Origin of the sequence: Haladaptatus paucihalophilus DX253 (assembly GCF_000376445.1) — an archaeon.
Lineage (GTDB): Archaea > Halobacteriota > Halobacteria > Halobacteriales > Haladaptataceae > Haladaptatus > Haladaptatus paucihalophilus.
Map to the genome: position 1 here is coordinate 2,409,222 of NZ_AQXI01000001.1, position 20,531 is coordinate 2,429,752.

Annotated in this window: 24 protein-coding genes and 1 tRNA gene; 9 read left to right on the forward strand and 16 right to left on the reverse strand. The window is 60.9% G+C overall.

The features are described from left to right. Positions 1–4: 4 nt before the first annotated feature. A tRNA-Ala gene (locus tag B208_RS0113455) sits at positions 5–76 on the forward strand. Positions 77–464: 388 nt separating this feature from the next. Here the strand turns inward: B208_RS0113455 and B208_RS24735 are convergent. Beyond that, positions 465–1,292 carry a hypothetical protein gene (locus B208_RS24735; protein WP_232423795.1) on the reverse strand — a complete coding sequence of 276 codons (828 nt, stop codon included), beginning with the start codon at positions 1,290–1,292 and terminating at the stop codon, positions 465–467. 439 nt (positions 1,293–1,731) lie between these two features. Further along, positions 1,732–2,013, reverse strand: coding sequence for a hypothetical protein (locus B208_RS0113470; RefSeq protein ID WP_007979643.1), 282 nt, complete (start codon positions 2,011–2,013; stop codon positions 1,732–1,734). Between the two features lie 271 nt (positions 2,014–2,284). On the opposite strand from B208_RS0113470, the gene B208_RS24740 reads away from it, so the two are divergent. The 3 genes from B208_RS24740 (at position 2,285) to B208_RS0113485 (ending at position 3,741) form a co-directional block, all read left to right on the forward strand. After that, positions 2,285–2,419 carry a formate dehydrogenase accessory protein FdhE gene (locus tag B208_RS24740; protein ID WP_232423797.1) on the forward strand — a complete coding sequence of 45 codons (135 nt, stop codon included), beginning with the start codon at positions 2,285–2,287 and terminating at the stop codon, positions 2,417–2,419. A 431-nt stretch (positions 2,420–2,850) separates the two neighbouring features. Then, complete coding sequence (locus B208_RS0113480) at positions 2,851–3,327, forward strand: Lrp/AsnC family transcriptional regulator (RefSeq protein ID WP_007979639.1); 477 nt, start codon at positions 2,851–2,853, stop codon at positions 3,325–3,327. A gap of 108 nt (positions 3,328–3,435) precedes the next feature. Further along, complete coding sequence (locus B208_RS0113485) at positions 3,436–3,741, forward strand: HalOD1 output domain-containing protein (RefSeq protein WP_018128918.1); 306 nt, start codon at positions 3,436–3,438, stop codon at positions 3,739–3,741. Positions 3,742–3,750: 9 nt separating this feature from the next. Here the strand turns inward: B208_RS0113485 and B208_RS0113490 are convergent, their stop codons facing one another. The 8 genes from B208_RS0113490 to B208_RS0113525 form a co-directional block, all read right to left on the reverse strand. Beyond that, the gene (locus tag B208_RS0113490) at positions 3,751–4,359 is read right to left on the reverse strand and encodes a uracil-DNA glycosylase (RefSeq protein ID WP_007979635.1); all 609 of its coding nucleotides are present in this window, start codon (positions 4,357–4,359) and stop codon (positions 3,751–3,753) included. Between the two features lie 28 nt (positions 4,360–4,387). Continuing rightward, a complete protein-coding gene (locus B208_RS0113495) occupies positions 4,388–5,671 on the reverse strand; it encodes a ribonuclease catalytic domain-containing protein (RefSeq protein ID WP_007979633.1) in 1,284 nt (427 codons plus the stop codon). 42 nt (positions 5,672–5,713) lie between these two features. Beyond that, a complete protein-coding gene (locus B208_RS0113500) occupies positions 5,714–6,016 on the reverse strand; it encodes a DUF7562 family protein (RefSeq protein ID WP_007979631.1) in 303 nt (100 codons plus the stop codon). Positions 6,017–6,063: 47 nt separating this feature from the next. After that, a complete protein-coding gene (locus B208_RS0113505) occupies positions 6,064–6,543 on the reverse strand; it encodes an RNA-binding protein (RefSeq protein WP_007979629.1) in 480 nt (159 codons plus the stop codon). A gap of 151 nt (positions 6,544–6,694) precedes the next feature. Further along, positions 6,695–7,393 (reverse strand): DUF1028 domain-containing protein, encoded by a 699-nt coding sequence (locus B208_RS0113510; protein ID WP_007979626.1) that lies wholly within the window; start codon positions 7,391–7,393, stop codon positions 6,695–6,697. Positions 7,394–7,450: 57 nt separating this feature from the next. Next, on the reverse strand, positions 7,451–8,923 hold the full coding sequence (locus B208_RS0113515) for a S8 family peptidase (protein WP_007979624.1): 1,473 nt from the start codon (positions 8,921–8,923) through the stop codon (positions 7,451–7,453). Between the two features lie 184 nt (positions 8,924–9,107). Then, positions 9,108–9,545 carry a hypothetical protein gene (locus tag B208_RS0113520; protein WP_018128920.1) on the reverse strand — a complete coding sequence of 146 codons (438 nt, stop codon included), beginning with the start codon at positions 9,543–9,545 and terminating at the stop codon, positions 9,108–9,110. A 197-nt stretch (positions 9,546–9,742) separates the two neighbouring features. Beyond that, complete coding sequence (locus tag B208_RS0113525) at positions 9,743–10,204, reverse strand: hypothetical protein (RefSeq protein WP_007979620.1); 462 nt, start codon at positions 10,202–10,204, stop codon at positions 9,743–9,745. Positions 10,205–10,356: 152 nt separating this feature from the next. On the opposite strand from B208_RS0113525, the gene B208_RS0113530 reads away from it, so the two are divergent. Next, positions 10,357–10,716: a cell division protein SepF gene (locus B208_RS0113530; RefSeq protein ID WP_007979619.1), complete on the forward strand. Its 360-nt coding sequence runs from the start codon at positions 10,357–10,359 to the stop codon at positions 10,714–10,716. On the opposite strand, the gene B208_RS0113535 is transcribed toward B208_RS0113530, so the two are convergent. The 3 genes from B208_RS0113535 to B208_RS0113545 are packed head-to-tail and all read right to left on the reverse strand — an operon-like array spanning position 10,713 to position 12,692. Further along, entirely contained in the window at positions 10,713–11,105 is a 393-nt protein-coding gene (locus B208_RS0113535; protein WP_007979617.1) for a DUF5611 family protein, read from the reverse strand. The two genes, B208_RS0113530 and B208_RS0113535, sit on opposite strands and share 4 nt — an antisense overlap. Positions 11,106–11,155: 50 nt before the next feature. Next, positions 11,156–12,001: a DUF7093 family protein gene (locus B208_RS0113540; RefSeq protein ID WP_007979615.1), complete on the reverse strand. Its 846-nt coding sequence runs from the start codon at positions 11,999–12,001 to the stop codon at positions 11,156–11,158. Positions 12,002–12,053: 52 nt separating this feature from the next. Continuing rightward, positions 12,054–12,692 carry an FAD-dependent oxidoreductase gene (locus tag B208_RS0113545; RefSeq protein ID WP_007979612.1) on the reverse strand — a complete coding sequence of 213 codons (639 nt, stop codon included), beginning with the start codon at positions 12,690–12,692 and terminating at the stop codon, positions 12,054–12,056. A 91-nt stretch (positions 12,693–12,783) separates the two neighbouring features. On the opposite strand from B208_RS0113545, the gene B208_RS0113550 reads away from it, so the two are divergent. From B208_RS0113550 to B208_RS0113560, 3 genes are all read left to right on the forward strand, one after another. Next, complete coding sequence (locus B208_RS0113550) at positions 12,784–14,541, forward strand: 2-oxoacid:acceptor oxidoreductase subunit alpha (RefSeq protein WP_026177846.1); 1,758 nt, start codon at positions 12,784–12,786, stop codon at positions 14,539–14,541. After that, complete coding sequence (locus B208_RS0113555; RefSeq protein WP_007979608.1) at positions 14,538–15,401, forward strand: 2-oxoacid:ferredoxin oxidoreductase subunit beta; 864 nt, start codon at positions 14,538–14,540, stop codon at positions 15,399–15,401. The genes B208_RS0113550 and B208_RS0113555 overlap by 4 nt, the downstream gene beginning before the upstream one ends. 383 nt (positions 15,402–15,784) lie before the next feature. After that, positions 15,785–17,017: a digeranylgeranylglycerophospholipid reductase gene (locus B208_RS0113560; protein ID WP_007979606.1), complete on the forward strand. Its 1,233-nt coding sequence runs from the start codon at positions 15,785–15,787 to the stop codon at positions 17,015–17,017. Between the two features lie 11 nt (positions 17,018–17,028). Here B208_RS0113560 and B208_RS0113565 read toward each other — a convergent pair whose 3' ends face one another. After that, entirely contained in the window at positions 17,029–17,337 is a 309-nt protein-coding gene (locus tag B208_RS0113565; RefSeq protein WP_007979604.1) for a MazG nucleotide pyrophosphohydrolase domain-containing protein, read from the reverse strand. A 393-nt stretch (positions 17,338–17,730) separates the two neighbouring features. Here B208_RS0113565 and B208_RS0113570 point away from each other — a divergent pair, with 393 nt between their 5' ends. Beyond that, positions 17,731–18,894 (forward strand): glycoside hydrolase 5 family protein, encoded by a 1,164-nt coding sequence (locus tag B208_RS0113570; protein ID WP_232423798.1) that lies wholly within the window; start codon positions 17,731–17,733, stop codon positions 18,892–18,894. Here B208_RS0113570 and B208_RS0113575 read toward each other — a convergent pair. Together B208_RS0113575 and B208_RS0113580 are read right to left on the reverse strand one after the other, a co-directional pair. Next, positions 18,891–19,634, reverse strand: coding sequence for a 4-phosphopantoate--beta-alanine ligase (locus B208_RS0113575; protein WP_007979598.1), 744 nt, complete (start codon positions 19,632–19,634; stop codon positions 18,891–18,893). The two genes, B208_RS0113570 and B208_RS0113575, sit on opposite strands and share 4 nt — an antisense overlap. A 53-nt stretch (positions 19,635–19,687) precedes the next feature. Continuing rightward, on the reverse strand, positions 19,688–20,521 hold the full coding sequence (locus B208_RS0113580; RefSeq protein WP_018128923.1) for a pantoate kinase: 834 nt from the start codon (positions 20,519–20,521) through the stop codon (positions 19,688–19,690). Positions 20,522–20,531 lie beyond the last annotated feature (10 nt).

The window sequence follows — 20,531 nt, forward strand, 5'->3', positions numbered from 1 at the left end:
TCGAGGGCTCGTAGATCAGTGGCAGATCGCTTCCTTCGCAAGGAAGAGGCCCCGGGTTCAAATCCCGGCGAGTCCACTTCTCTCACTCCACTTCGTTCCGTTCGATCAGTGGACTCGCCGTAGTCCCCCTCGCTTCGCTCGCGGGACTCCCGGCGAGTCTATTCAACCATTTACGACGGTCGCATGCAGGATTGACGGCTGTCGTTGCCACTCCTGCTGGCTCCCTGTAAAAGGTTGATCAAAAGCACGCCGCTCCTCCGTCGGTCGTCGCTTGCCTCGCTCGCTTCGGAAGAGCTTCGCTCTTCCGTGCTCTCGTTCACGAGAACTTCGCTCGCGGAAGAAGGGGAAAAGGATGGACTCGCTATTCATGGTAAATCATCTATGTCATTGCTAGTGAGTCCACTGCTATGTTTTGTGAATACTTGATCAACAATTGTATTATCTCTGACCGCCGATGGTAGGTCCTACAGATTTAGGTCCCGTTCAATCTTTCTCAGTATTGGAGACAGTCTCTGGTACATAGCTTCTGCTTGAGCACCATTTAGTTCGTTGTTAGGTACATCTGGCTTATCCCATTTGATTTCCTTAGTTCCAGATTGAAGAATGTTCGTCGTGAAGTCATCTCCCTTCTTACCACGGAGCGCCAGTATCTCTGTTTTATTGGCTGCCTCGTCAAACATTCCTAAACCCTTCAAATTCTTACTACCACGGAATTCTTGACTTGACACGGTTTCGGCAAGCTCATTTAGAGCTTTTCCAAACTCGTCACCTTCCTCTAATTCTTCGTCAGAAGCGCCGAACCTGAACAATGTAATATCGTCCCACTTTTCATAGAACTCAAACATTGTCCTTTGTGAAAATGCAATTTCTGGCTGAGATTTTATTTCCGTACCAGTTCTTTTCCCGATATACTGAGGAATCCATGCTTTTGCCAGTCCTTGTTGACTCTCATACGCGTATAATCCATTATCAAAATAAAACACACGCGGTCGAACTGGCGATCTGTCAGATGTTGGGACTAGCTCATCACTATCTTCTTGCCTCTCTACCCGACTCCTCTCTTTTTCCGAGACATAGGTGAAGTAACAGAAGTCGCGTTCTCCACGCCCATTGCTAAGGTAGGAATTCATTCCCTTTTCGTCCAATGATATCGGGTCTTCTCCTTCTACAACAACCTTTGTACTTCTCTCTCGAAACTGGTTGTCTATATTATTATGGAGAACCTCTGGACTAGGGAGATTTGCGTTATCAACTTCAATACGTCCGAATCTGAACCGTGCTGTTTCTGCCATTGGTTCGTCAAGTATATATGATATCTAATGACTTAAATGTTTACACAGCAGAGTGAAAGTGAAATCGAAAGGAGGGATACGGGTGAGAAAATCCAAATGAATATGTGTTTTATTGATACCTGCAGTATCCATATCAGCAGCTTCTCAATCAAATTTTATTCTCTGTCGTGTAGTTTCTAGTCTTTCTCTAATTCACTCGCATCCAACTCGCTAGCGAGATACTGCTCCCCTGTCTCCGAAATTTCGTATTTTCCTCGCTCAACTCGGACTACGAGACCGTATTCTACCAATTCGTTCAAGCGTCGGTTCACACCTTCACGTCTCAAATCGAGATTGAACGCGATGATAGAGGGAGAAAGGATGATACCCGCGGATTGTAGCAACTCCAGAACACAGTCGTCCATCGGAGTCATCCACTCTGCCCGCAGGCGCATGGTAACTACTTCTCGTCTCGCTCCAAGTCACTCGCCGCAAGCTCACCAGCAAGGTACTGCTTGCCTTTCTCGGTGATACAGTAGATCCCCCTGTCCTCGTCGTAGTACTCGACCAGCCCTGCCGAATGAAGTTCACGGAGGCGACTCCGTATGTGGGAGATTTGATAATCGATGTTGGCCTGAACCACTGCCGGATTCGCGTTGATCGGCTTGTTACCCTCGTTTAGTAGAAACTCCAAAATAACGTTGTCTGCCCGCGTCATCCATTCTACCCGAGGGCGTCGCATCCGGTTGTAACCAAACCAATTCGTATGTTAATTTGATTGATTCCAATTTCTCACCATCTCTATCGAGACACTGAGTGTATGGTTTGATACGCTAGTGTTAAGTGACTGCTCGAAGATGTCATCATACGGAAGTCAATGACGGACTACCTCATCGCCAACCCAGCCCCATTTTGGCGAGTCGAAGCGTCAGGAATCGAGTCCGTGTGGCTTCCGTACACGCCTGTGAGAAACTATGTGCTCCGAGAATTCGTCGGACGAGAATTCGGAATCCGTGTCGGTCCCCGACTGTCCCGTCTGTGGCGCGCCCGTTCTGCTGGTCGTGACGCGCGGGCCGGACACCCACGAGTGTCGGCCCTGTGGCTGTTCGGTCGGGTTGGAAACCGCGCGTGATTTCTTCGAGCGGTGAGAAAATCCCTGCCTCTCGCGAGATTTTCGAATGATTCGCACGTCCCCCCGTTCACCGACGTGTCGGGGAGTTGTTTTTCGTCCGTCAATTTCCTCCGGGCGGACCACCGTTTCACGGCGGATTCCGGCGGTACGACCGGTTTACGATGGTGATTCGCCCACATCGCCCGATTCTGTTCTCCTAACTGTTTCACCGAGTTCGCGCCCGTCGCACCCCGCTTAGCCGGGATATAATAAAGCCGATAGCGGTATTCGTGTGAAATACGCCCGAAGCCCGGGTGTACTCTCAGGCAAGCGTTCGACGGTGCCGGAGGCGCTGGTGGCGAGCTGGCCTCTCGCCGTGTTTCGGCCATGCCTCCCACGAAAGTTTGTCATCTCGAACGCCTGCCGACTTTTTCAGGACCGAAACCGAGTACCGAGGTTACCAGAACAATGAGCCACGACACACTCGACGAGGTTGACCGCGGCATCCTTCACCTGCTCCAGCAGGACGCACGCAACGTGACGACGACCGAAATCGGCGACGCCGTGGGCGTCTCCGCCAGCACCGTCGGCAATCGACTCCGAGAACTTCGGGAGAAGGGAGTCATCGACGGTTACTATCCTCAAATCGACTACCACGACGCCGGGTTTCCGCTCCGCGTCCTCTTCATCTGCACCGCGCCGATACCCGACCGCGAGGACCTCGCCGAACGCGCGCTCGACGCGCCGGGCGTGGTCACCGTCAGGGAGATCATGGCCGGTGTCGAAAACCTCCACGTCGAAGCGGTTGCGACGACCCGCGACGACGTGGCCGACGTCGCGCGGAAACTCGACGAACTCGGGGTGGAAGTCGTCGAGGAAGTGCTGGTGAAGAACGAGCACGTGCAACCGTTCGACCACTTCGGTGGCGATACCGTCTCGGAGTGACTCGCGCGGGATTATTTCGAAATTCGGAAAATACTATCTTCAGAATCGAATTCACACAGATTTTTCCGACATACTTATCCATTGACGAATCATAGGGGGTGTACCGGAATGGAACATACTCCCTACCGTGTGCAGGACGGTGAGCGTCCCAGTACCGCCGTCGTCAATGCGATTGCGGACTACGAAGATGCCTCCCCGGATGATATCGGACCGCGCCTGTACGACGTTATCGACCCCGACGCGCTGGATTCGCTGTTCCGACCGCGGGTCGACGGCGCAGCCAGGGACGGGGGCAAAGCGGTGTTCCGCTATCGCGACTACGAAATTACGTACGAGAGCGACGGATGGATCCACATCACCGATGACGCGAACCCCCCGGCCGACGCGTCCGGAACTGCACCCGCAGACGAGTGAGAAGACGAGTCAGACGAGTGCCGCGAGCTTTGACTCGATGGCAGCGACGTACTCCGATCGGTCGTAGCCGAGCCTCTCTCGCCAGACATTCTCGTAGGATGGGTGGAGGAGCGGCAACAGTACCACGCCGAGGCGTTCGCACTCCACCGGCGACAGCACCCGGTCGAGAAACCCCTCCATCGGTATCGATTCGAAATCGAGTAGAATTTTCGTGGCGTGTTTCCCCGTCGAGACGACGACGGTCGGGTCCACCGTCGCTAGCTCCGTTCTGAGGTGGTCGAAACAGTTGTCGAGTTCTTCCGCCCGTGGCTCTCGATTCGACCCGTCCTCGCCCTCTGGAAAGCACTTCACGGCGTTCGTGAAGTACGCGTCGTACCCGAGGTCGGAAAACAGCGACCTGATTTTTCGCCCCGAGTGGCGCGTGGTGTAGGCCATGCCCGTCCAGTTGCCGCCCCGCCACTGCTCCGCGTCCGGTGCCCCCGCGCCGGGAGCCTCGCCGACGACCATCACGTCGGCCGAACGCGGCCCGGTCCCCCACGAGATGCGGTTTCGGCACTCGACGAGTTCGGGACACCGCGAGCAGTCGGGTTCGAGGACGGTGCGCGAGTCTGGAAACATGGCTGGAAAATCGTCCGTTCGACCGCGTTCAGTCGTCGTCTTCGACGACTTCGATGCCGCGGTTGTTGACCGCGTTGGGGTCGAGTCCGACTTCTTCGAGGAACTGTTTGTACTCGCGTTCGCAGGCCTCCGCGTCGGCCTGCTTGTCGCTGGCGCGGTCACAGAGCGCCACGAGGTCCTCGGGCACGTCGTTCGTGTAGACGATCCAGTGGTTGATGAGGTCCGACAGCCGCCGAATCGGGCTGGTGAAGTGACCGTAGATCTCGAAGTTGAGCGCGTGGTGGCCGCCGAACGGGTCGCTCATGTAGCGAGCGCGGGGCATCACCTTCATCACGGCCCACTGGATTTTGTCGAGCTGTCTGCCCGGTGCATCCTCCAGCGTGGCGTTGACAGCCTTCCGCGGGTCGTCCCACGTGCTGCCCGGAATCGAGACGCCGTTCAGGTCCTGAATTTCCTGTAGCGCCTTCCCCCACTCGTCAGGCGTCGGCTGGGGGTGGACGCGGTACATCGCCTCGACGCCGCGGCCCCACATCAGTTCGTGCGTGACCGCCTTGTTCGCCTTCAGCATCGACTCCTCGATGATGGTGTGCGCGCGGTCGCGCCGCGGGTTCAGGACGAGGCTGCCGTCCTCCTTTCGCTGCTCGTGCATCCGGTCTGCGAGTTCGAACGAGAGCTTACACTCCTCGTGTAGCGGCGCGTCCTCGTCGTCGATTCGCTCCTCGGCTTGCGAGTAGGTGAGTCGCTCGTCGCTTTGGATAACCGATTTGTAGATGTCGATGGTTTCGTAGGAGAGGTTCTCCTTGTCGAGGTGCATCTCGACGGTGTGCGCGAGGCGGTCCTCGTTCGGTACGAGCGAACAGACCGTCTCCGCCAGCATCGGCGGGAGCATGTGAATCGTGTAGCCGGGGAGATACACCGTGTTCCCGCGTTTGACCGCCTCTTCCCACATGTTCGATTCCGGGTGGACGTAGTGGGTCACGTCGGCGATGTGGACCCAGAGGACGTACTCGTCCTCGCGCTCCTCGACGGAGATGGCGTCGTCGAAGTCCTGCGCGTCGATGGGGTCCGTCGTCCACGTCGTCATATCGCGCAGGTCTGTCCGCTCTTCGGCCTCGTCCTGAATCTCCTGCTGGATGTTCTCGGTTCGCTTTTCGGCCTCGGTCATCACGGCCTGTGGAAATCCGTCCCTGATTTCGAACTTCTCGAACAGCTTTTCGCGCTTGCTGTCGAGTCGCTCGGCGAGGTCTTCGGAGATTTCGACCGGCCCTTGGCCTTCGGCGGTTCCCGCCTCGGCCTGTGCGTCGCTCGTCATGGCCGCTGGTAAGGGTGTTGGGAAGTTAGGCGTATCGACTGACTACCCTTCGCGTTCCTCCAACGGGCCATAACGGTCTTGAACCGCCCTTTCGTACCGGGTCAAAAACTCAATCTGATCGACACGTCCGGCGTCGATGTCCACCAACAGCGCCTCCAGTTCGTCGCGCGGTTGATGGCATAGCTCACGGTGACACGCCTTACAGAGGTGCTCGAACGTCTTTCCGTTTCGCTCCCAGCGGTTCCCTTCCTTATCGTATTCGCGGGCCGCGGAGCGGCGAACGGCGTCGCCACACGCGATGCAGATGACTGACTTTTTCTCCCGGTTCCGCCGGGAACCCCACATACTAGCTCCTTCGACGCCCCCCCACTTCCCCTTTTTGCCGCCGCGAATCAGACCACGAACTCGTAGAGGTCGTCGCCGACGAAGTGAACCGATTCGACGACCTTCCCGGAGTCGCCGACCATCTCGTCGCCGGTCGTTTTCGCGCGCCCGACGGCGAGGACCTTCCCGTGGGTTTCCTCCGCGATGGCGACCAGGTCGCCTGCTTCGATGTCGTCGCTCGCTTCCACGATACCGGGGCGCATCACGTCCGCGCCGTCGCTGACGAACGAGACGGCACCCGCGTCGACGGTGACGACCCGCTTCGTCGGCGGGTAGGCGTTCGCGCCCTGCACGGTGAGAAACGGTTCGTCGTCGATGTAGACGACCATCGGGTCCCCGTTGACGAGCACGATGTCGAACTTCGAATCCTCCAACTCCACCAGTTCGTAGGTGTCGGCGTCCAGTTCGACGCCGAGCGCGTCTTCGAGCGAGGTTTCTATCTCTCGAACCTCGTCGCTTCGGAGATGATGGCGAGACTTGACTTCCATAATCCGACGTGCGTTCGTCTCGTGCATAAACCCACCCGTTTGAACCGACACGGGGCGGATACCGACGATTCGACAGCCGAACCGACGCCGAATCGACAGCCGAATCGACAGCCGAATCGACAGCCGAATCGACCGCCGGTCCGAAGTCGAATTACGAGTCGGCTTCGTCCCGCGCCGCTTCGTAGCGTTCGACGGCCGCGGCGAAGCCGTCCCCGGCGAGTTCGTAGGCCTCCCGCAAATCCAGAATCGGCGTCTCGGTCGCGTCCACGCGCAAGTCGTTGTAGTACGGCTCCGTCTCGTCCGCCTCCGTCGTCTCGACGAGCAGCGCCGCGCTTTGGACGTGCAGTTCCTCGCGCTTGTCTCCGCCCTCCGCGTAACCCGCCGCCAGCGCGTCGATGAGTCGCTCGGCCAGCGGTCGGTCGTCGTCCTCGTTCTCCCGGTACTCGCGGGCGGTTTCGGTCACGACCGACTCGCCGGTCAGCAGGTTTCCGGCGACGGTGTAGTTCTCGCCGCTCTCGTGGCCGTACCAGCCGTTGCACTCGTCGCCGGAGAAGGTGAACGTTCCGTCGGCGTCGACGCCGTGCAGTTGGCGGTTCTCGACTCCGTCGTCCGCGTTGAGGAGCGCGTGGAGGGCGTCCTCGATGGCGAGTCCGTCGTCCACGTACTCGATACCTTTCCGTCCGAGTTCGACGTTGACGAGGCTTTGGGTGGCTATCGCCCCGTTCTCGCTGGCGAACGGGCACAGCGTTCCGACCCCCGGTAAGCGCGTCGTGACCGCGACGCCGAACCGCGTTTGGTCGTCCCCCTCCTCATCAGTGTACCGCTCCCGGACGCAGATACTGAACGTCATGAACCGGGTAACACAGCGTGCGAGCAAAAAAGTCGGTTTTCCGGCGAAGCGTTCGGCTCAGTTCGTCGTCTCGCCCTTCGGCGTGGGGATGATTCCGCCGCCGTCCGTCGGCATCCAGAAGAATCCCGGCGCGTAAACGGTGTCTCCGTCGCTGGCCTCCACGACCGCTCGGAAGGTGTATCCCTCGCCGTCGGTCGGCGTGTAGACCGTCTTCGTCACGGTGTCCGGGCCGCTGATGGTCGTCGATGGCGTCGTGTACGGGAAGAGCTCTTGGTCCTTCTGGGGCCCCCATTCGAAGTGGACGGTCGCGGAATTCGCGCCGCCGAGATCGCTTACTTCGACGCTCATTTCCGCCGACTGCGTTTCGGCATCGACGTTCACCGGTCCCGTCGTCGCTATCGGGTCCTTGTCCAAGTCGATGCCCGCCGTCGCGGCCTCCACGTCGAGGAGACCGTAGCCCTGTTCGTCGGAGCTAAGGCCGATGTCCTCCGCGGTGTTGCGGAGGCGGATGCGGGCATCGGCCGCCGAAAAGCCGTTCACCATTAGGATACCCGCCGCGCCCGCGACGTGCGGGGTCGCCATCGACGTGCCCGAGAGCGTCTCGTAGGTCCCTCCCTTGTACGTCGAGTAGATGCTGCTGCCGGGCGCGGCGAGTTCGATGTCCGCCCCTTGCGAGGAGGTGTAGGCGAGCGAATCGCTCGACGTGGTTGATGAAACGGCGACGACTTCGCTGTACGCCGCGGGATAGCCCACGCAGTCGGTACAGGGTCCCTCGTTTCCGGCCGCTGCGACGAGGAACACGCCGTTGTCGCTCGCGTACCGACACGCGTCCTGTACCGTGGACGAGGGTGACGACGCGCCCAGACTCATGCTGCCGACGTCCCAACCTTGGTCGGCGACGTGTTCCAGTCCCGCGGCGAGGTCGGACCACGACCCAGACCCGCTCGAATCCAAGACCTTGACCGCGTGGAGTCTGGCGTTGGTCGTCACGCCGACCACGCCCCACGAGTTGTCCGCTGCACCGGCGATACCGGCACAGTGCGTCCCGTGCCCGTTGTCGTCCTCCCAACTGGACCCGACGAACGATTCACCCGACGAGACGTTCCCGCTGAGGTCCGGATGGTCGGAGTCGATACCGGTGTCGAGGATGGCGATGTCGGCGGCCCGACCCGTTCCGCCCTCCGGGTGAATCACGTCCGCGTCCACGCGGTCGACACCCCACGGAAGGGTCTGTCCGCTGGCGTGAACCGTGCCGTTCTCCTCGACGTATCGAATGGCCGGGTGGGACTGGAGTCGTTCCGCGGCGCGGGCGGGGAGTTCCATCGTCATCGCCGAGAACGAGAACTCGCGGACGACGGTATCGGCGGCGTCCCTCGCCATCGCCTTCCCCGTGGCGTTCTCGAACCCGACGTTCACTTCTACGGTGTCTCCGGGACTCGCGCTTGCGAATCCGGTTCCGAACACGACGAGGGAACCGGTCGTCGCTTTCAGTGCTGTTCGACGCGAGATGGTTTCGTTTTTATGAGCCATCAAACAAGTACTGTCTTATCAATTATTAACTATATTTGTACAGGCGTAGAGTGCCGGAAAATTGGCTCTCGTAGGTCGTTCTCCGGAGAACGAGTGTTCGAGTCGGTAACTGTCCAAACCGCAACCGATACCGTTCGAGGGTCTCGAACGGAAAATCAGCGTTCCCGTTGAAGCGAGGTTCCGCCTAGAAGGAGAACGTCCTCGTTGCGCCTTCGGTTCTCCCGTAGTCGTTGTACGCAACCGCGCGATATTCGTAGGTGATGCCGCTTTCTTCACCGACCGGATGGCCGGTAAAACTCGCGTTATCGTCGATTAGGCGAAGTTCGGTATCGTACGGGAACCCGTCGCCTTCCGGACCCCACTCGAACCACGCCTCGACGTCGGTGCCGTACGCCCAGCCGGTGAGCTCTACCTCGCCGTTGTCTACGGTGTACGGTCCCGTTTGTGGTGTCGGAGGTGGACTGCCGCTCCCGCTTCCACCGCCACCGCCGCCGTCACAACCCGTACACGGAACCCTCGCGGCTACCGTGCCCGTCATCGAGATGCCGATTGCCGCTCCGATACCGACGCCGGTCAGTTCGAGCACGTCGCGGCGCGATGTATGCTTGTCTTCATCTGTCATGCACGGTAGATTACTCTGCCCTAGTATATATTTTTTCTGAGAATACAGAATATAATATTGCTTCCGTCGGTACCCTCGCGTTAATCCATTTTCGGGCGATAAACTGTTTCTCCACGACCCCACCGATTTCCGTCCCGTTCCCTGTCTCTTTTCGCTCTCGGTTTCTGTTCGCTGCCGGAAAAGCCCGACCGGCGGCGTCAGACGATAAACGTCTTCGGCATGCCGACCGAACTGCCGTAGTCGTTGACCACGATGGCTCGGTACACGTAGGAGACACCGCTCTCCACGCCGACCGGGTGACCGGTGAACACGTCGTACGAATCGACGTATCGGAGCTCCGTATCGTTCGGGAGGCTCTGGTCGGGCAACCCGTCTTCCTGAGTGCCCTCGCCCCACTCGAACCACGCTCGTCCGCCGTCCTCGTTCGTCCAGCCCGTTAGTTCCACTTCGCCGTCGCTGACGGTGTAATTACTCGTCCGCGGTGCCGCGGGTGGACTGCCGCCGCCACCGCCGCCACCGCCGCCGCCGCCGCCACAATCGGGACACGAGACGTTCGCGTCCGCCGTTCCCATCATCGAAACGCCGGTCAGCGCCGCGAGACCGACGCCGGATCGCCTGAGTACGTCACGCCGTGACGTATGGTTGTCTTTGTCTACCATACGATTAGAATTACTATCTAATAGTACATAATATTCATCTATATAATTTATCGAAACCATCTCACGATAGAACCATTCTGTTCCTCGCCGCCACGTTCCCGCACGCTTCGTCTGACGTAAGAACTATACTCGTTCGATGGCCCCGTAGTTCTATGGGATTCATGGATAAAATTCTCGGCGAGACTCCATCCGGGAGTGCCGGGGATTATGTCGAGCTCGATTTGGACGACTTCGATGCTGCACCCGACGAATCGCAAACCAGCGTCCATATCGCCGAAATTCAGGGCCAACAGGACGTCATCGCCATCAAGGACGCCGTGTACGACGGCGACATCGTTATCGCTGACATCACACGACTTCGAACGCAGGATACCACCGTCGAACGAATCACGGACGAACTACAACAGGTCGCCCGCGAAGTCAACGGCGATATCGTTCAGAAAGGCGACGACCAACTCATCGTGACGCCCACTAGCGTCAGTATCAGCCGAACAAAACTCGGTCGGGATTAGACGTTATCCGGCGCATCCGCATCGTCCTCGACGGTTCGCTTCAGCGAATCGCGGCGTGCTTTCGCGTCGCGGCCGGTCGCTTCGAGGAGGAATTCGTTTTTCTTGCTTACCGCGTCGGCAGCAGCGTCAGCGTTTCCTTCCGCGATGACGTCCTCGGCCGGTCGCTCTTCGAAGTGAACGGCGAGTTTGTCTTTCTTGCCGCTGTACGATGCCGCACCGGCGACGATCCGCTCGAACACCGGATTGTCGGGTTCCTCGACCACGTAGAGTTCGTGCCCGTTGAACTCCTCCGTCCCCGTTACGGGACCGAAGTAGTCCTCGATGCTCGCTTTCAGGTCGGGCATTCGGTCTTCGAGATGCTCACCGCGTCGCATTTTGTATTCTTTCATGAGTTGGCCCCAGATTGGAGGGGTGGATGTTTACCCTTTTCGCGTCGCGCTTACTCTTGCTCGCTTAGGTATCCCTTTCGACACTCGGGACAGATGTCCCCCGCTCGAAGCGAGGACCCCGACGCTACCCCACCGAACTGGCCGCATTCGGGGCAGACGAGTTCCGCGTCGACGCTCGACTCCGAGGCTTGGTCCGGCTTCGGCGCTTCCCGCGCCCGCGTGAAACCGGTGTCCGTCTGCGGGTCGGGTCGCGTGGTTCGCACGAATCCCGTCTCCTCGCGCGGTTCGGCCTCCACGAACTCCGTCTCGTCGTCCATCTTCGGCGCGCTCTCGGGTGTCAAACTCCCGCCGAAGCTCACCTCGGCGTCGCTTCCGTCGCTGACCTGTGCATCGAACCCTTCGTCTTCCATCCCCGTGTCGGGCCACTCCATCGGTTCCCGCTCCGCGTCGCCCACGTTCGTATCTTCCGCCTCGGGCCACTCGCCGTGGCCGCGTTCGCCCTCGTCGGCTTCCTCGTCGTCCTCGTCTTCGAGGATGACGCCATCGTCTTCCTCCGCGCTCTCCGGCGGCTCGAAGTCGTCGTCGTTGAAGCTCACCGGCTCCGGGTTCGATTCAGGACCCGGCTCCGTGGTGGGTGAGGAGTCGATGATCTCCGTCTCGGACGGTGGTTCGACCTGTCGGTCCGCCGCCTTGCTCTCGATGGGTTCCGGCGTGGGTTCCGGTTCCTCTATCGCCGTCACCTCCTTGTTCTCGCTGACCACCTTCTCGTTTCCACAGCGTTGACACTCCTCGAACTCCCGGACCGTCACGACGACTTCGTTACCCTGCTCTTCGCGCTCGCGCTCTATTTCGGACTCACCGTAGTCATGCCCTATCAGCGAACATCTGAGACCCATTGAGTGAGGGTTATTTTCACGGTGTGATAAAAGGGTATTGTTTTTTCCAACGTTAGCCGAAGTTTTCCGTTTTCGCCTCGTCCGGGTCGTGTCCGGTCGCTGCCAGAACGTCGAGAGCGTCCGAGAGGAAGTCGGCGAACCCGTACACGAACGACCGTCCGTCCGCGCGAGAGAGGACGGTCCGTACTTCCTCGCTCTCGCTCACCGCCTCCTCCGTCAGGACGACCGTCGCACCGTCGGCTTCCAACTCTCGAAGTCGGTCCTCGTGGGCGGGTTCGTCGTCCCGATACACGATTGTCGCGTCGTTTCCGTCCGCCAACGCGCGCTCCCCGATTCCGACGGCCGGACCGATGCCCGGCCCACCCGCGAGGACGATGACGCGGGCTTCGCCCTCGTAGTACGACCGACCGAAGGGACCCGCGATGGACACCGTGTCTCCGGCCTCGCGCTCCGCGAGCCACGGACTGAGGTCCCCGTCCGGGTCGATTCCCACCGTAATTTCGAACGTCTCCGTCGCGGTCGGCGACGAGAGCGTGTAGTGGCGCGTGATTTCCTCACCGTCTACGATTCCAGCGACCTGGAGGAACTGTCCGGGACGGGCGTCGAATCCCGGCGGTGACTCGATCTCCAGCGCAATCGTCCCTGCTCCGACATTTCTCACCGATTTCACTTCGACTTCGGTTCCATCCATGGTGGGACGTTTGGCCGTAAGAACCAAATTCCTTCCCACTTCGCCGACTCTGCTTCAGAAGGCTTTTGATTTGCCACCGGGTAACGTAGCAGTGATGCAAGACCTGAACTGGGCCATCGGCGGCGAAGCCGGCGATGGAATCGATTCGACCGGGAAAATCTTTGCGCAGGCACTCTCCCGAGCGGGCCGACATGTCTTCACGTCGAAGGATTTCGCGTCCCGTATTCGAGGGGGCTACACCGCGTACAAGATCCGGTCGTCTACCGACCGAGTCGAGAGCGTCGTCGACCGACTGGACATCCTCGTGGCACTGACCCAGCGGACCATCGACGAGAACCTCGACGAACTTCACGAGGACAGCGTGATCATCTACGACGGGGAACGGACGGAGATGGAGGACGTCGACATCCCCGAGGAGATGATCGGATTGGCCGTTCCGCTCCGCAGTCTGGCGAAGGACGCGGGTGGAACCATCATGCAGAACACCGTCGCGCTCGGTGCGGCGTGTGAAGTGGCGAACTTCCCCATCGAGAACCTCGACAGCGCGCTCGACAAGAAGTTCGGCGCGAAGGGTGAGGCCATCGTCGAGAACAACAAGGAAGCCGCCCGTCTCGGACAGGAGTACGTCCAGGAGGAGTACGACTACGACTTCGAGTACGACGTGGAAACGACGGACAACGACTACGTCCTGCTCAACGGTGACGAGGCCATCGGCATGGGTGCTATCGCCGCTGGCTGTCGCTTCTACTCCGGCTACCCCATCACGCCCGCGACGAACGTCATGGAGTATCTCACGGGCCGAATCGAGCACTTCGGCGGCACGGTGATGCAGGCCGAGGACGAACTGTCGGCCATCAACATGGCGCTCGGCGCGGCGCGCGCTGGCGCACGCTCGATGACGGCGACGTCCGGTCCGGGTATCGACCTGATGACCGAGACGTTCGGTCTCATCGCACAGAGCGAGACGCCGCTCGTCATCTGCGACGTGATGCGCTCCGGTCCCTCGACCGGGATGCCGACGAAACAGGAACAGGGCGACCTGAACATGACGCTGTACGGCGGCCACGGCGAGATTCCGCGGTTCGTCGTCGCGCCGACGAACGTCGCCGAGTGTTTCCACAAGACCGTCGAGGCGTTCAACTTCGCCGAGAAGTACCAGACCCCCGTCTTCCTGCTCGCCGACCTCGCCATGGCCGTCACCGAGCAGACGTTCTCGCCCGAGGAGTTCGACATGGATTCCGTCGAAATCGAGCGCGGAAACATCGTGGACGAGGACGACATCGAGGCGTGGACGGACGAGAAGGACCGGTTCCAGCCCCACTTCCCGACCGCTGACGGCATCAGCCCGCGCGCGTTCCCCGGAACGAAGGGCGGTGCCCACATGTCCACCGGTCTCGAACACAATGCGCTCGGTCGGCGGACCGAGGACACCGAAATCCGCGTCGAGCAGGTCGACAAGCGAAACCGCAAGGTCGAGACGGCACAGGAAGAAGAAGACTGGAGTCCGCGCGAGTTCGGCGACGAAGACGCCGACACGCTCGTCATCTCGTGGGGGTCGAACGAAGGGCCGATGCGCGAAGCCCTCGACTTCCTCGAAGAGGACGACGTGAGCGTTCGGTTCCTCTCGGTTCCGTACATCTTCCCCCGCCCCGACCTCACCGAGGACATCGAGTCCGCGGACACCGTCATCGTGGTCGAGTGTAACGAAACCGGGCAGTTCGCCAACGTTCTCGAACACGACGCGCTCACTCGTGTCGAGCGGATAAACAAGTACAACGGTATTCGATTCAAGGCCGACGAGTTGGCCGACGACATCAAAGCGAAACTCGGACAGGAGGTAGAAGCATGAGTTCAGAGGTTCGATTCACCGACTTCAAGTCGGACAAGCAACCGACGTGGTGTCCCGGATGCGGCGACTTCGGGACGATGAACGGGATGATGAAGGCACTCGCCGAAACCGGCAACAGCCCGGACGACACGTTCGTCGTCGCGGGTATCGGCTGTTCCGGAAAAATCGGGACGTTCATGCACTCCTACGCGATTCACGGCGTGCACGGGCGTGCGCTTCCCGTCGGCACCGGCGTCAAACTCGCCAACCCCGACCTCGAAGTGATGGTCGCGGGCGGCGACGGTGACGGCTACTCCATCGGTGTGGGTCACTTTATCCACGCCGTGCGCCGGAACGTGGACATGTCCTACGTCGTCATGGACAACCGCATCTACGGGCTGACGAAGGGACAGGCCTCGCCGACCAGCCGCGAGGACTTCGAGACGAGTACGACGCCGGAAGGCCCGCAACAGCCCCCGGTCAACCCGCTCGCCCTCGCCCTCTCGGCGGGTGCGACGTTCATCGCACAGTCCTTCTCGACCGACGCACAGCGACACGCCGAAATCGTCCAGAAGGCCATCGAGCACGACGGCTTCGGCTTCGTGAACGTCTTCTCGCCCTGCGTCACGTTCAACGACGTGGACACGTACGACTACTTCCGCGACTCCATCGTCGACCTCGCGGACGAGGGTCACGACCCGCACGACTACGAGGCGGCCAAAGAGAAGATTCTCGACGCCAGCAAGGAGTATCAGGGCGTCATCTACCAGGACGAAGATAGCGTTCCGTACAGCGAACTCCACGGCATCGAGGGCAACATGTCCGAGATTCCCGACGGCGCACCCGAGGACGCGATGGACCTCGTGCGCGAGTTCTACTGACCCGGCACCCGTTTTCGACGGCTCGGTTTCCTTTTGTTTTACTCGCCTGCCAACGACCGGTTTCTCGTTCCACCTCGATTGCTCTCGACGTCTCCGGTTCAACTTCTGACCCACGACGTACGACTAAATCCGTTTCTCGCGGCCGTTTGCGTCTGTTTTTTATGATATGACCGGCAAGAACGGATAGAGATGACTGCGGAGATACGCGCTGTCGTCTGCGGTGCTGGGTGTCCCCCCGCCGCGGCGACCGTTTTACTCGATTCCCCCGACACTGGCCGACTTTGCGACGCTATCGGCGGCCGTTCGACCGTCGACGCGTCGTCAGTTCGAGCACCCGGCACAGAGGAGCGAACACCGTCCCCGTATCGGACGAAGGTGGCGGTATGAGCGACCATTTCGACGTTATCATCGCGGGCGCTGGCCCGGCCGGTGCACAGTGTGCCCGGGATTTGGCCCAACGGGGCTACGATGTCGTCGTCCTCGAAGCCGAAAAGGAAGACACGTTCCCGCGCCAGAGCAACAAGTCCACGGCCGGGACGTTCTCGTCCATGATGGCGGCGTTCGGCATCCCGGACGACGTGGTGATGAACTTCACCGACAACGTGGTCCTCGAATCGCCGAACGAACACTTCGTCCAGGCACAACCCGGTGCCGTCCTCGAATTCGCCGATTTCAAGCGGTTTTTGGTGGCGGACGGTCGGGACGAGGGTGCCGAATACTGGTTCGACGCCCGCGTCTCGAAGCCCATCATGAGCGGCAACGAAATCGTCGGCGTCCGCTACGCCGGGGACCAAGAGGTGTACGGCGACATCATCATCGACGCGACCGGTCCGAGCGCGCCGCTCGCAAAGAGTCTCGGCGTGACCAACCTGAAGCGCGAGAATCAGGCCATCGGCGTCGAGTTCGAGATGAAAGGCGTCGATGTGGACGCCGACGGCTATGCGGACCTCACCGACGCGATGATGCTTCGACTCGACCACGACCTCGCGCCGGGCGGCTACTCGTGGATTTTCCACACCGGAGAGGACACCGCGAAGGTCGGCCTCTGTTACATCCAAAACGAGAGCCACCACGACTACGCCAAGGAGGGAATGGGTATCGACGATTACCTCCAACACTGGTTGGACACCGACCCGCGGTTCGAGAACGCGGAACGGATGGAAGGCAAACAACACCGCGGGTCCGCCCACATCCAGATGCCCGGCGGCCTCTCCACGGACAACTTCATGGCCATCGGCGACACCGTGCCGACCATCGACCCGCTCTGGGGTGAGGGGATTCACACCGGCATGAAATCCGCGCGAGCGGCGGCGATAACCGCTGATCGCTGTTTCATGACCAGCGCATCGGACACCTCCGCGGAGAAGATGTCGATATACGACAATCTCTGGCACGGCGACGTCGCGCCGCAGATGCGGACGCGACTGCTGATGACGCAACTGCTCTATCTCGCCGAGAACGAGCGCTACGACACGCTGATTCGTGACCTCAAGCAACTCAGCCACGAGATGCGTGCGAACGCGAACAACGGGAAACTTCGCGGCATCATGAAGCTCCTCCACTGGGAGGACATCCCGCTCCTCAAGCGATTCGCCAGAGAACGGCTCCCGATGTAACGTCTCCGACGCTATTTTTCGGCCGAACTCGCGGTTCCCGTCTCTCGAATCCGGCGGCGATACTTTTCGAGCGCGTCGTCCAACGCGGCTCCGGCGTCCACGTCGAGTGCGTTCGCCACCGCGAGCAACGAGAACAGCGCGTCGCCGAGTTCGTCTTCCGTCACGTCGAGCGCCGCCGGGTCGTCACCCCATCCCGTGGATTTCGTCGCGTCGGCCGCGATTTCCCCGACCTCCGCGGCCAAATCGAGAATTCGATACGCGGGGTCGCTCTCCAGGTCGTGCTCCGCCACGAACGCGGCAACCGCCTCTTGTTCGTCCATACTCACTTTGAGCAGACATGTCGGAGTAAACTGTTCCGGTTCGCCTCGCTGCCTTCCGGTACGCAACGTGTGGTGGTCGAACTATCCCGCTCGGCGCGCGCTGACGGCGGCTCCGGACATCCGTGTCACCGACCGCGAGTACGGAAATGACGACTCCTACCGTCTCGTGTTGGGGTACTGATTATTACGGCAAATTACTGAACTCATATTTGTGACACTAAATTTCACTGAATTCTACTATAATATACTGTTTTCTACTATACTCCCACCACTTTCCCCACCGCCTTCCTTCCCTTCCTCTCCCACCGCCGCAAACCGAGGTCGCTCCGTTTCGGAGCGTCCTCGTCGAAATCATCCGCGAACTAATATGTCCTCGGAACGCGATTGACGTGATTGAACGTTCGGATGTGGGAGGGGAATCCGACGCGGCGAGGAGTACTTCGATTCGGCGCGGTAGCGGCCGGTGTCGGCGTGGCGGGGAGTTCCGGCCGACGAACCGAGAGCGACGTTGATTGTCTGTCCGGGGACCGCGGGACGAACGGCGAAGCGGACGCTCCGGTCGACGTTCGCGGAGCCATCTACTTCCCGTCCAGAGCGTACAACACGTTCCAGATGTGGCACGGCTACGACCCCGACGTCATCGAACGCGACCTCTGCTATGCGAGTCGGATTAACCTGAACGCGCTGCGGGTGTGGCTGAGTTTCGAAACGTGGCGGCGCGAGCCGTTGCGGTTCGGACTCCGACTCGAACACTTCCTGACGACGGCGGCGAACCACGGCCTCCGGGTCCTGCTCGGCATCTTCGAAGGTATCGGGTTGAATCCCACGGAACGCCAACTGCAAAACACCGACCCGCTCACCGCTCGGCCGGTGTTCTCGCCGTCGCGGGAGATCATGGAACAGCGAGCGCGCTGGCACCTGCCGCGACGGTTCATCCGGTGGTTCATGGAACGCCACCGCGACGATTCGCGCCTGCTGGCCATCGAACTGATGAACGAACCCGGCTGGAAGCCGTGGAAGATGCGGTTCGCGCGGGCGATGTTCCGAACGCTCGCCGACCAGCGCGGACGCGTCCCGCTGTCGGTCGGTTCGACGAACATCCCGAACAACCGGGACTACCGAACGTGGGGGAGCGAAGTGTACCAGTGCCACAAGAACTTCGCCCACACCGAAGGGCAGTACCGTCGGTTGCTTCGCCGTATCAACGCGACCGAGCGTCGGACCGGTCGCCCCGTCTGGCTGACGGAGTGGCAGCGACTCGCACCGCCCCGAAAGGGAACCGGAACACATCCGCCGAACTACGCGTCGCTCGCTCCCTTGATTCGGCGGGCGGGCGTCGGCAACTTCTTCTGGTCGCTCATGGTCAAACCCGCGTATCAGGTCTATCGCCGAGAACAGGGATTGATAAGCGGAATATTCCACGAGGACGGCACGGTCTGGAGCGCGGACGATGCCCGGGCCATCAAAGCGATGTCGGGCGACCCCACTTTTTCGGGCGAGGAACGCCCCGAATGGCCGTCGTGGGCCGAGTCCGTTCGGAACGCCGTCACCGACTAGACGTCCCGTATCGCTCGTTCAGCGTCGTCGAGGACCGCTTCGCGGTCGAAGTCGGCGACGATAGCTTCCAGTTCGTCGCGGGACGCGTCCGCGAGGTCGCGGGCGTGCTCCGTTACGTTCGGCACCGCGCGGATGATGTTGTCGATTATCGGAATCGCGGCGGTTCGCGGCGAGCGCGAGAGCGGATTCAGGTCGATGACGATCTCCGTCTTTCCCATCTCGCCGAGCGCTTCGGCCCGGTCGCCGTCCTCCAGCGGGACGAGGACGACATCCGCATCGTAAATCCCGTCTTCGTCCACCTTCCCCCGCTCGTGTTCCAGTCCGGGAATGCGAGCGTCCGCGGCGAGTCCCTTCACGTTCGTCGCGCCGTGTTCACGGAGGTGGTCGGCGATGGCCCGCATGCGTTCTTCCGTCCGTCCGAACAGGTTCACCTCGATGTCCGCGCCGGTCGCCTCGGCGAGGGCGACGGTTTCGCCCGGCACGAGCGCCGCTACGTTTCCGTTCACCGAGAGCACCGCGTGCTCCGCGAGGAGCAGTTGCGCCGCGGCCGCCCGCTCCGCCGCGTCGGCGCTCGGGAGGGTTTCCTCGCCGAGCAGGTAGTCGAACGACTCGCCGCGACCTTCGGCGATGAGTCCTTGTTTGCTCGTGATACCCTTCTCGACGCCCTCCTCGATTCGGTGGCGCGTGAGAAGCGACTGGTATCGCGGATGGTCCTCGGGAATCTCCACCTCGTCGGTCATACCCGGTTCTCCGAAGCGGGGGGAGAAAACAGCCGTGATTCGATTCCGAACGCCTATTCGAGCACCGTCGCTCCGGCGTGGTGCGTTTTGCAGGCGCGTGCGTCGTACCCCGCATCGGAGAGGCCCGTATCGAGCGCGAAGACGGTTTCACCCAGCATCGCCATCGAGGCGTACCCACCCGCCGCGTGAACGTCGTCGATGACCGCCCGAACCTCGTCGGTGAGCAGGCCGGTCCGTTCCGCGAAGGCGTTCGATTCTGCCATGAACGTCTGCAGCGTCGGTTGGTTCACCAACGCGACGAGCGCGTCCACGCCCGCCCGCGAGAGTCGGTTCGTGCTCCCCGAGAGCACCTCGGCGGTGGACAGTTCACCGAGCGAGAGATACTCGACGGTCGCCCGCGTCGGCACGCCGTCGAGACGGTTGTGTTCGGGTCCGCCGGGTTCGAGTCGGATGGGGATTCCGCCGCGCGCCTGTGCCACCACGTCGCCGAGTCCGGTTCCCGCTGCGACCTCCGCCTTGTGCGCGAGCGTCACGAGTTCGTTCTCGGAGCGTCCGTCGCCGAAGACGTCGTTCGCGGCGTACGCGGTTCCGAGCGCGACCGCGCCCGAGACGCCGAACCCCGAACCGAGCGGGAGGGTCGTCTCGGCCGAGATGCGTGCCGTCTCGTCCAGTTCGTCCAACACGCGTCGCCCGGATTCGACGGCCGCGAACTCGCCGTTCAGTTCGATACTCGTCTCCGCGGCCGGTTCGACGGTCACGGTGACTCCCTCCGAAAGCGTCAGCCCCGCCCCGCGAGACCCCGCCCGTTCGGGGTCGTCGGCCTCGTGAATGCTGAAAAACCCCGTGATGTGGCCGGGAACGAACGCGCGACCAACCTCGTCGCTCATACCCCCGCTT

Excerpts from the sequence above, each read along its gene's own strand:
- B208_RS0113580 (WP_018128923.1), bottom strand. The coding sequence starts at position 20,521 with ATGAGCGACGAGGTTGGTCGCGCGTTCGTTCCCGGCCACATCACGGGG.
- B208_RS0113575 (WP_007979598.1), bottom strand. The coding sequence starts at position 19,634 with ATGACCGACGAGGTGGAGATTCCCGAGGACCATCCGCGATACCAGTCG.
- B208_RS24735 (WP_232423795.1), bottom strand. The coding sequence starts at position 1,292 with ATGGCAGAAACAGCACGGTTCAGATTCGGACGTATTGAAGTTGATAAC.
- B208_RS0113485 (WP_018128918.1), top strand. The coding sequence starts at position 3,436 with ATGGAACATACTCCCTACCGTGTGCAGGACGGTGAGCGTCCCAGTACC.
- B208_RS0113530 (WP_007979619.1), top strand. The coding sequence starts at position 10,357 with ATGGGATTCATGGATAAAATTCTCGGCGAGACTCCATCCGGGAGTGCC.
- B208_RS0113525 (WP_007979620.1), bottom strand. The coding sequence starts at position 10,204 with ATGGTAGACAAAGACAACCATACGTCACGGCGTGACGTACTCAGGCGA.
- B208_RS0113480 (WP_007979639.1), top strand. The coding sequence starts at position 2,851 with ATGAGCCACGACACACTCGACGAGGTTGACCGCGGCATCCTTCACCTG.
- B208_RS0113510 (WP_007979626.1), bottom strand. The coding sequence starts at position 7,393 with ATGACGTTCAGTATCTGCGTCCGGGAGCGGTACACTGATGAGGAGGGG.
- B208_RS0113470 (WP_007979643.1), bottom strand. The coding sequence starts at position 2,013 with ATGCGACGCCCTCGGGTAGAATGGATGACGCGGGCAGACAACGTTATT.
- B208_RS0113490 (WP_007979635.1), bottom strand. The coding sequence starts at position 4,359 with ATGTTTCCAGACTCGCGCACCGTCCTCGAACCCGACTGCTCGCGGTGT.
- B208_RS0113515 (WP_007979624.1), bottom strand. The coding sequence starts at position 8,923 with ATGGCTCATAAAAACGAAACCATCTCGCGTCGAACAGCACTGAAAGCG.
- B208_RS0113540 (WP_007979615.1), bottom strand. The coding sequence starts at position 12,001 with ATGGGTCTCAGATGTTCGCTGATAGGGCATGACTACGGTGAGTCCGAA.
- B208_RS0113520 (WP_018128920.1), bottom strand. The coding sequence starts at position 9,545 with ATGACAGATGAAGACAAGCATACATCGCGCCGCGACGTGCTCGAACTG.
- B208_RS0113495 (WP_007979633.1), bottom strand. The coding sequence starts at position 5,671 with ATGACGAGCGACGCACAGGCCGAGGCGGGAACCGCCGAAGGCCAAGGG.
- B208_RS0113545 (WP_007979612.1), bottom strand. The coding sequence starts at position 12,692 with ATGGATGGAACCGAAGTCGAAGTGAAATCGGTGAGAAATGTCGGAGCA.
- B208_RS0113505 (WP_007979629.1), bottom strand. The coding sequence starts at position 6,543 with ATGGAAGTCAAGTCTCGCCATCATCTCCGAAGCGACGAGGTTCGAGAG.
- B208_RS0113565 (WP_007979604.1), bottom strand. The coding sequence starts at position 17,337 with ATGGACGAACAAGAGGCGGTTGCCGCGTTCGTGGCGGAGCACGACCTG.
- B208_RS0113535 (WP_007979617.1), bottom strand. The coding sequence starts at position 11,105 with ATGAAAGAATACAAAATGCGACGCGGTGAGCATCTCGAAGACCGAATG.
- B208_RS0113560 (WP_007979606.1), top strand. The coding sequence starts at position 15,785 with ATGAGCGACCATTTCGACGTTATCATCGCGGGCGCTGGCCCGGCCGGT.
- B208_RS0113555 (WP_007979608.1), top strand. The coding sequence starts at position 14,538 with ATGAGTTCAGAGGTTCGATTCACCGACTTCAAGTCGGACAAGCAACCG.
- B208_RS0113500 (WP_007979631.1), bottom strand. The coding sequence starts at position 6,016 with ATGTGGGGTTCCCGGCGGAACCGGGAGAAAAAGTCAGTCATCTGCATC.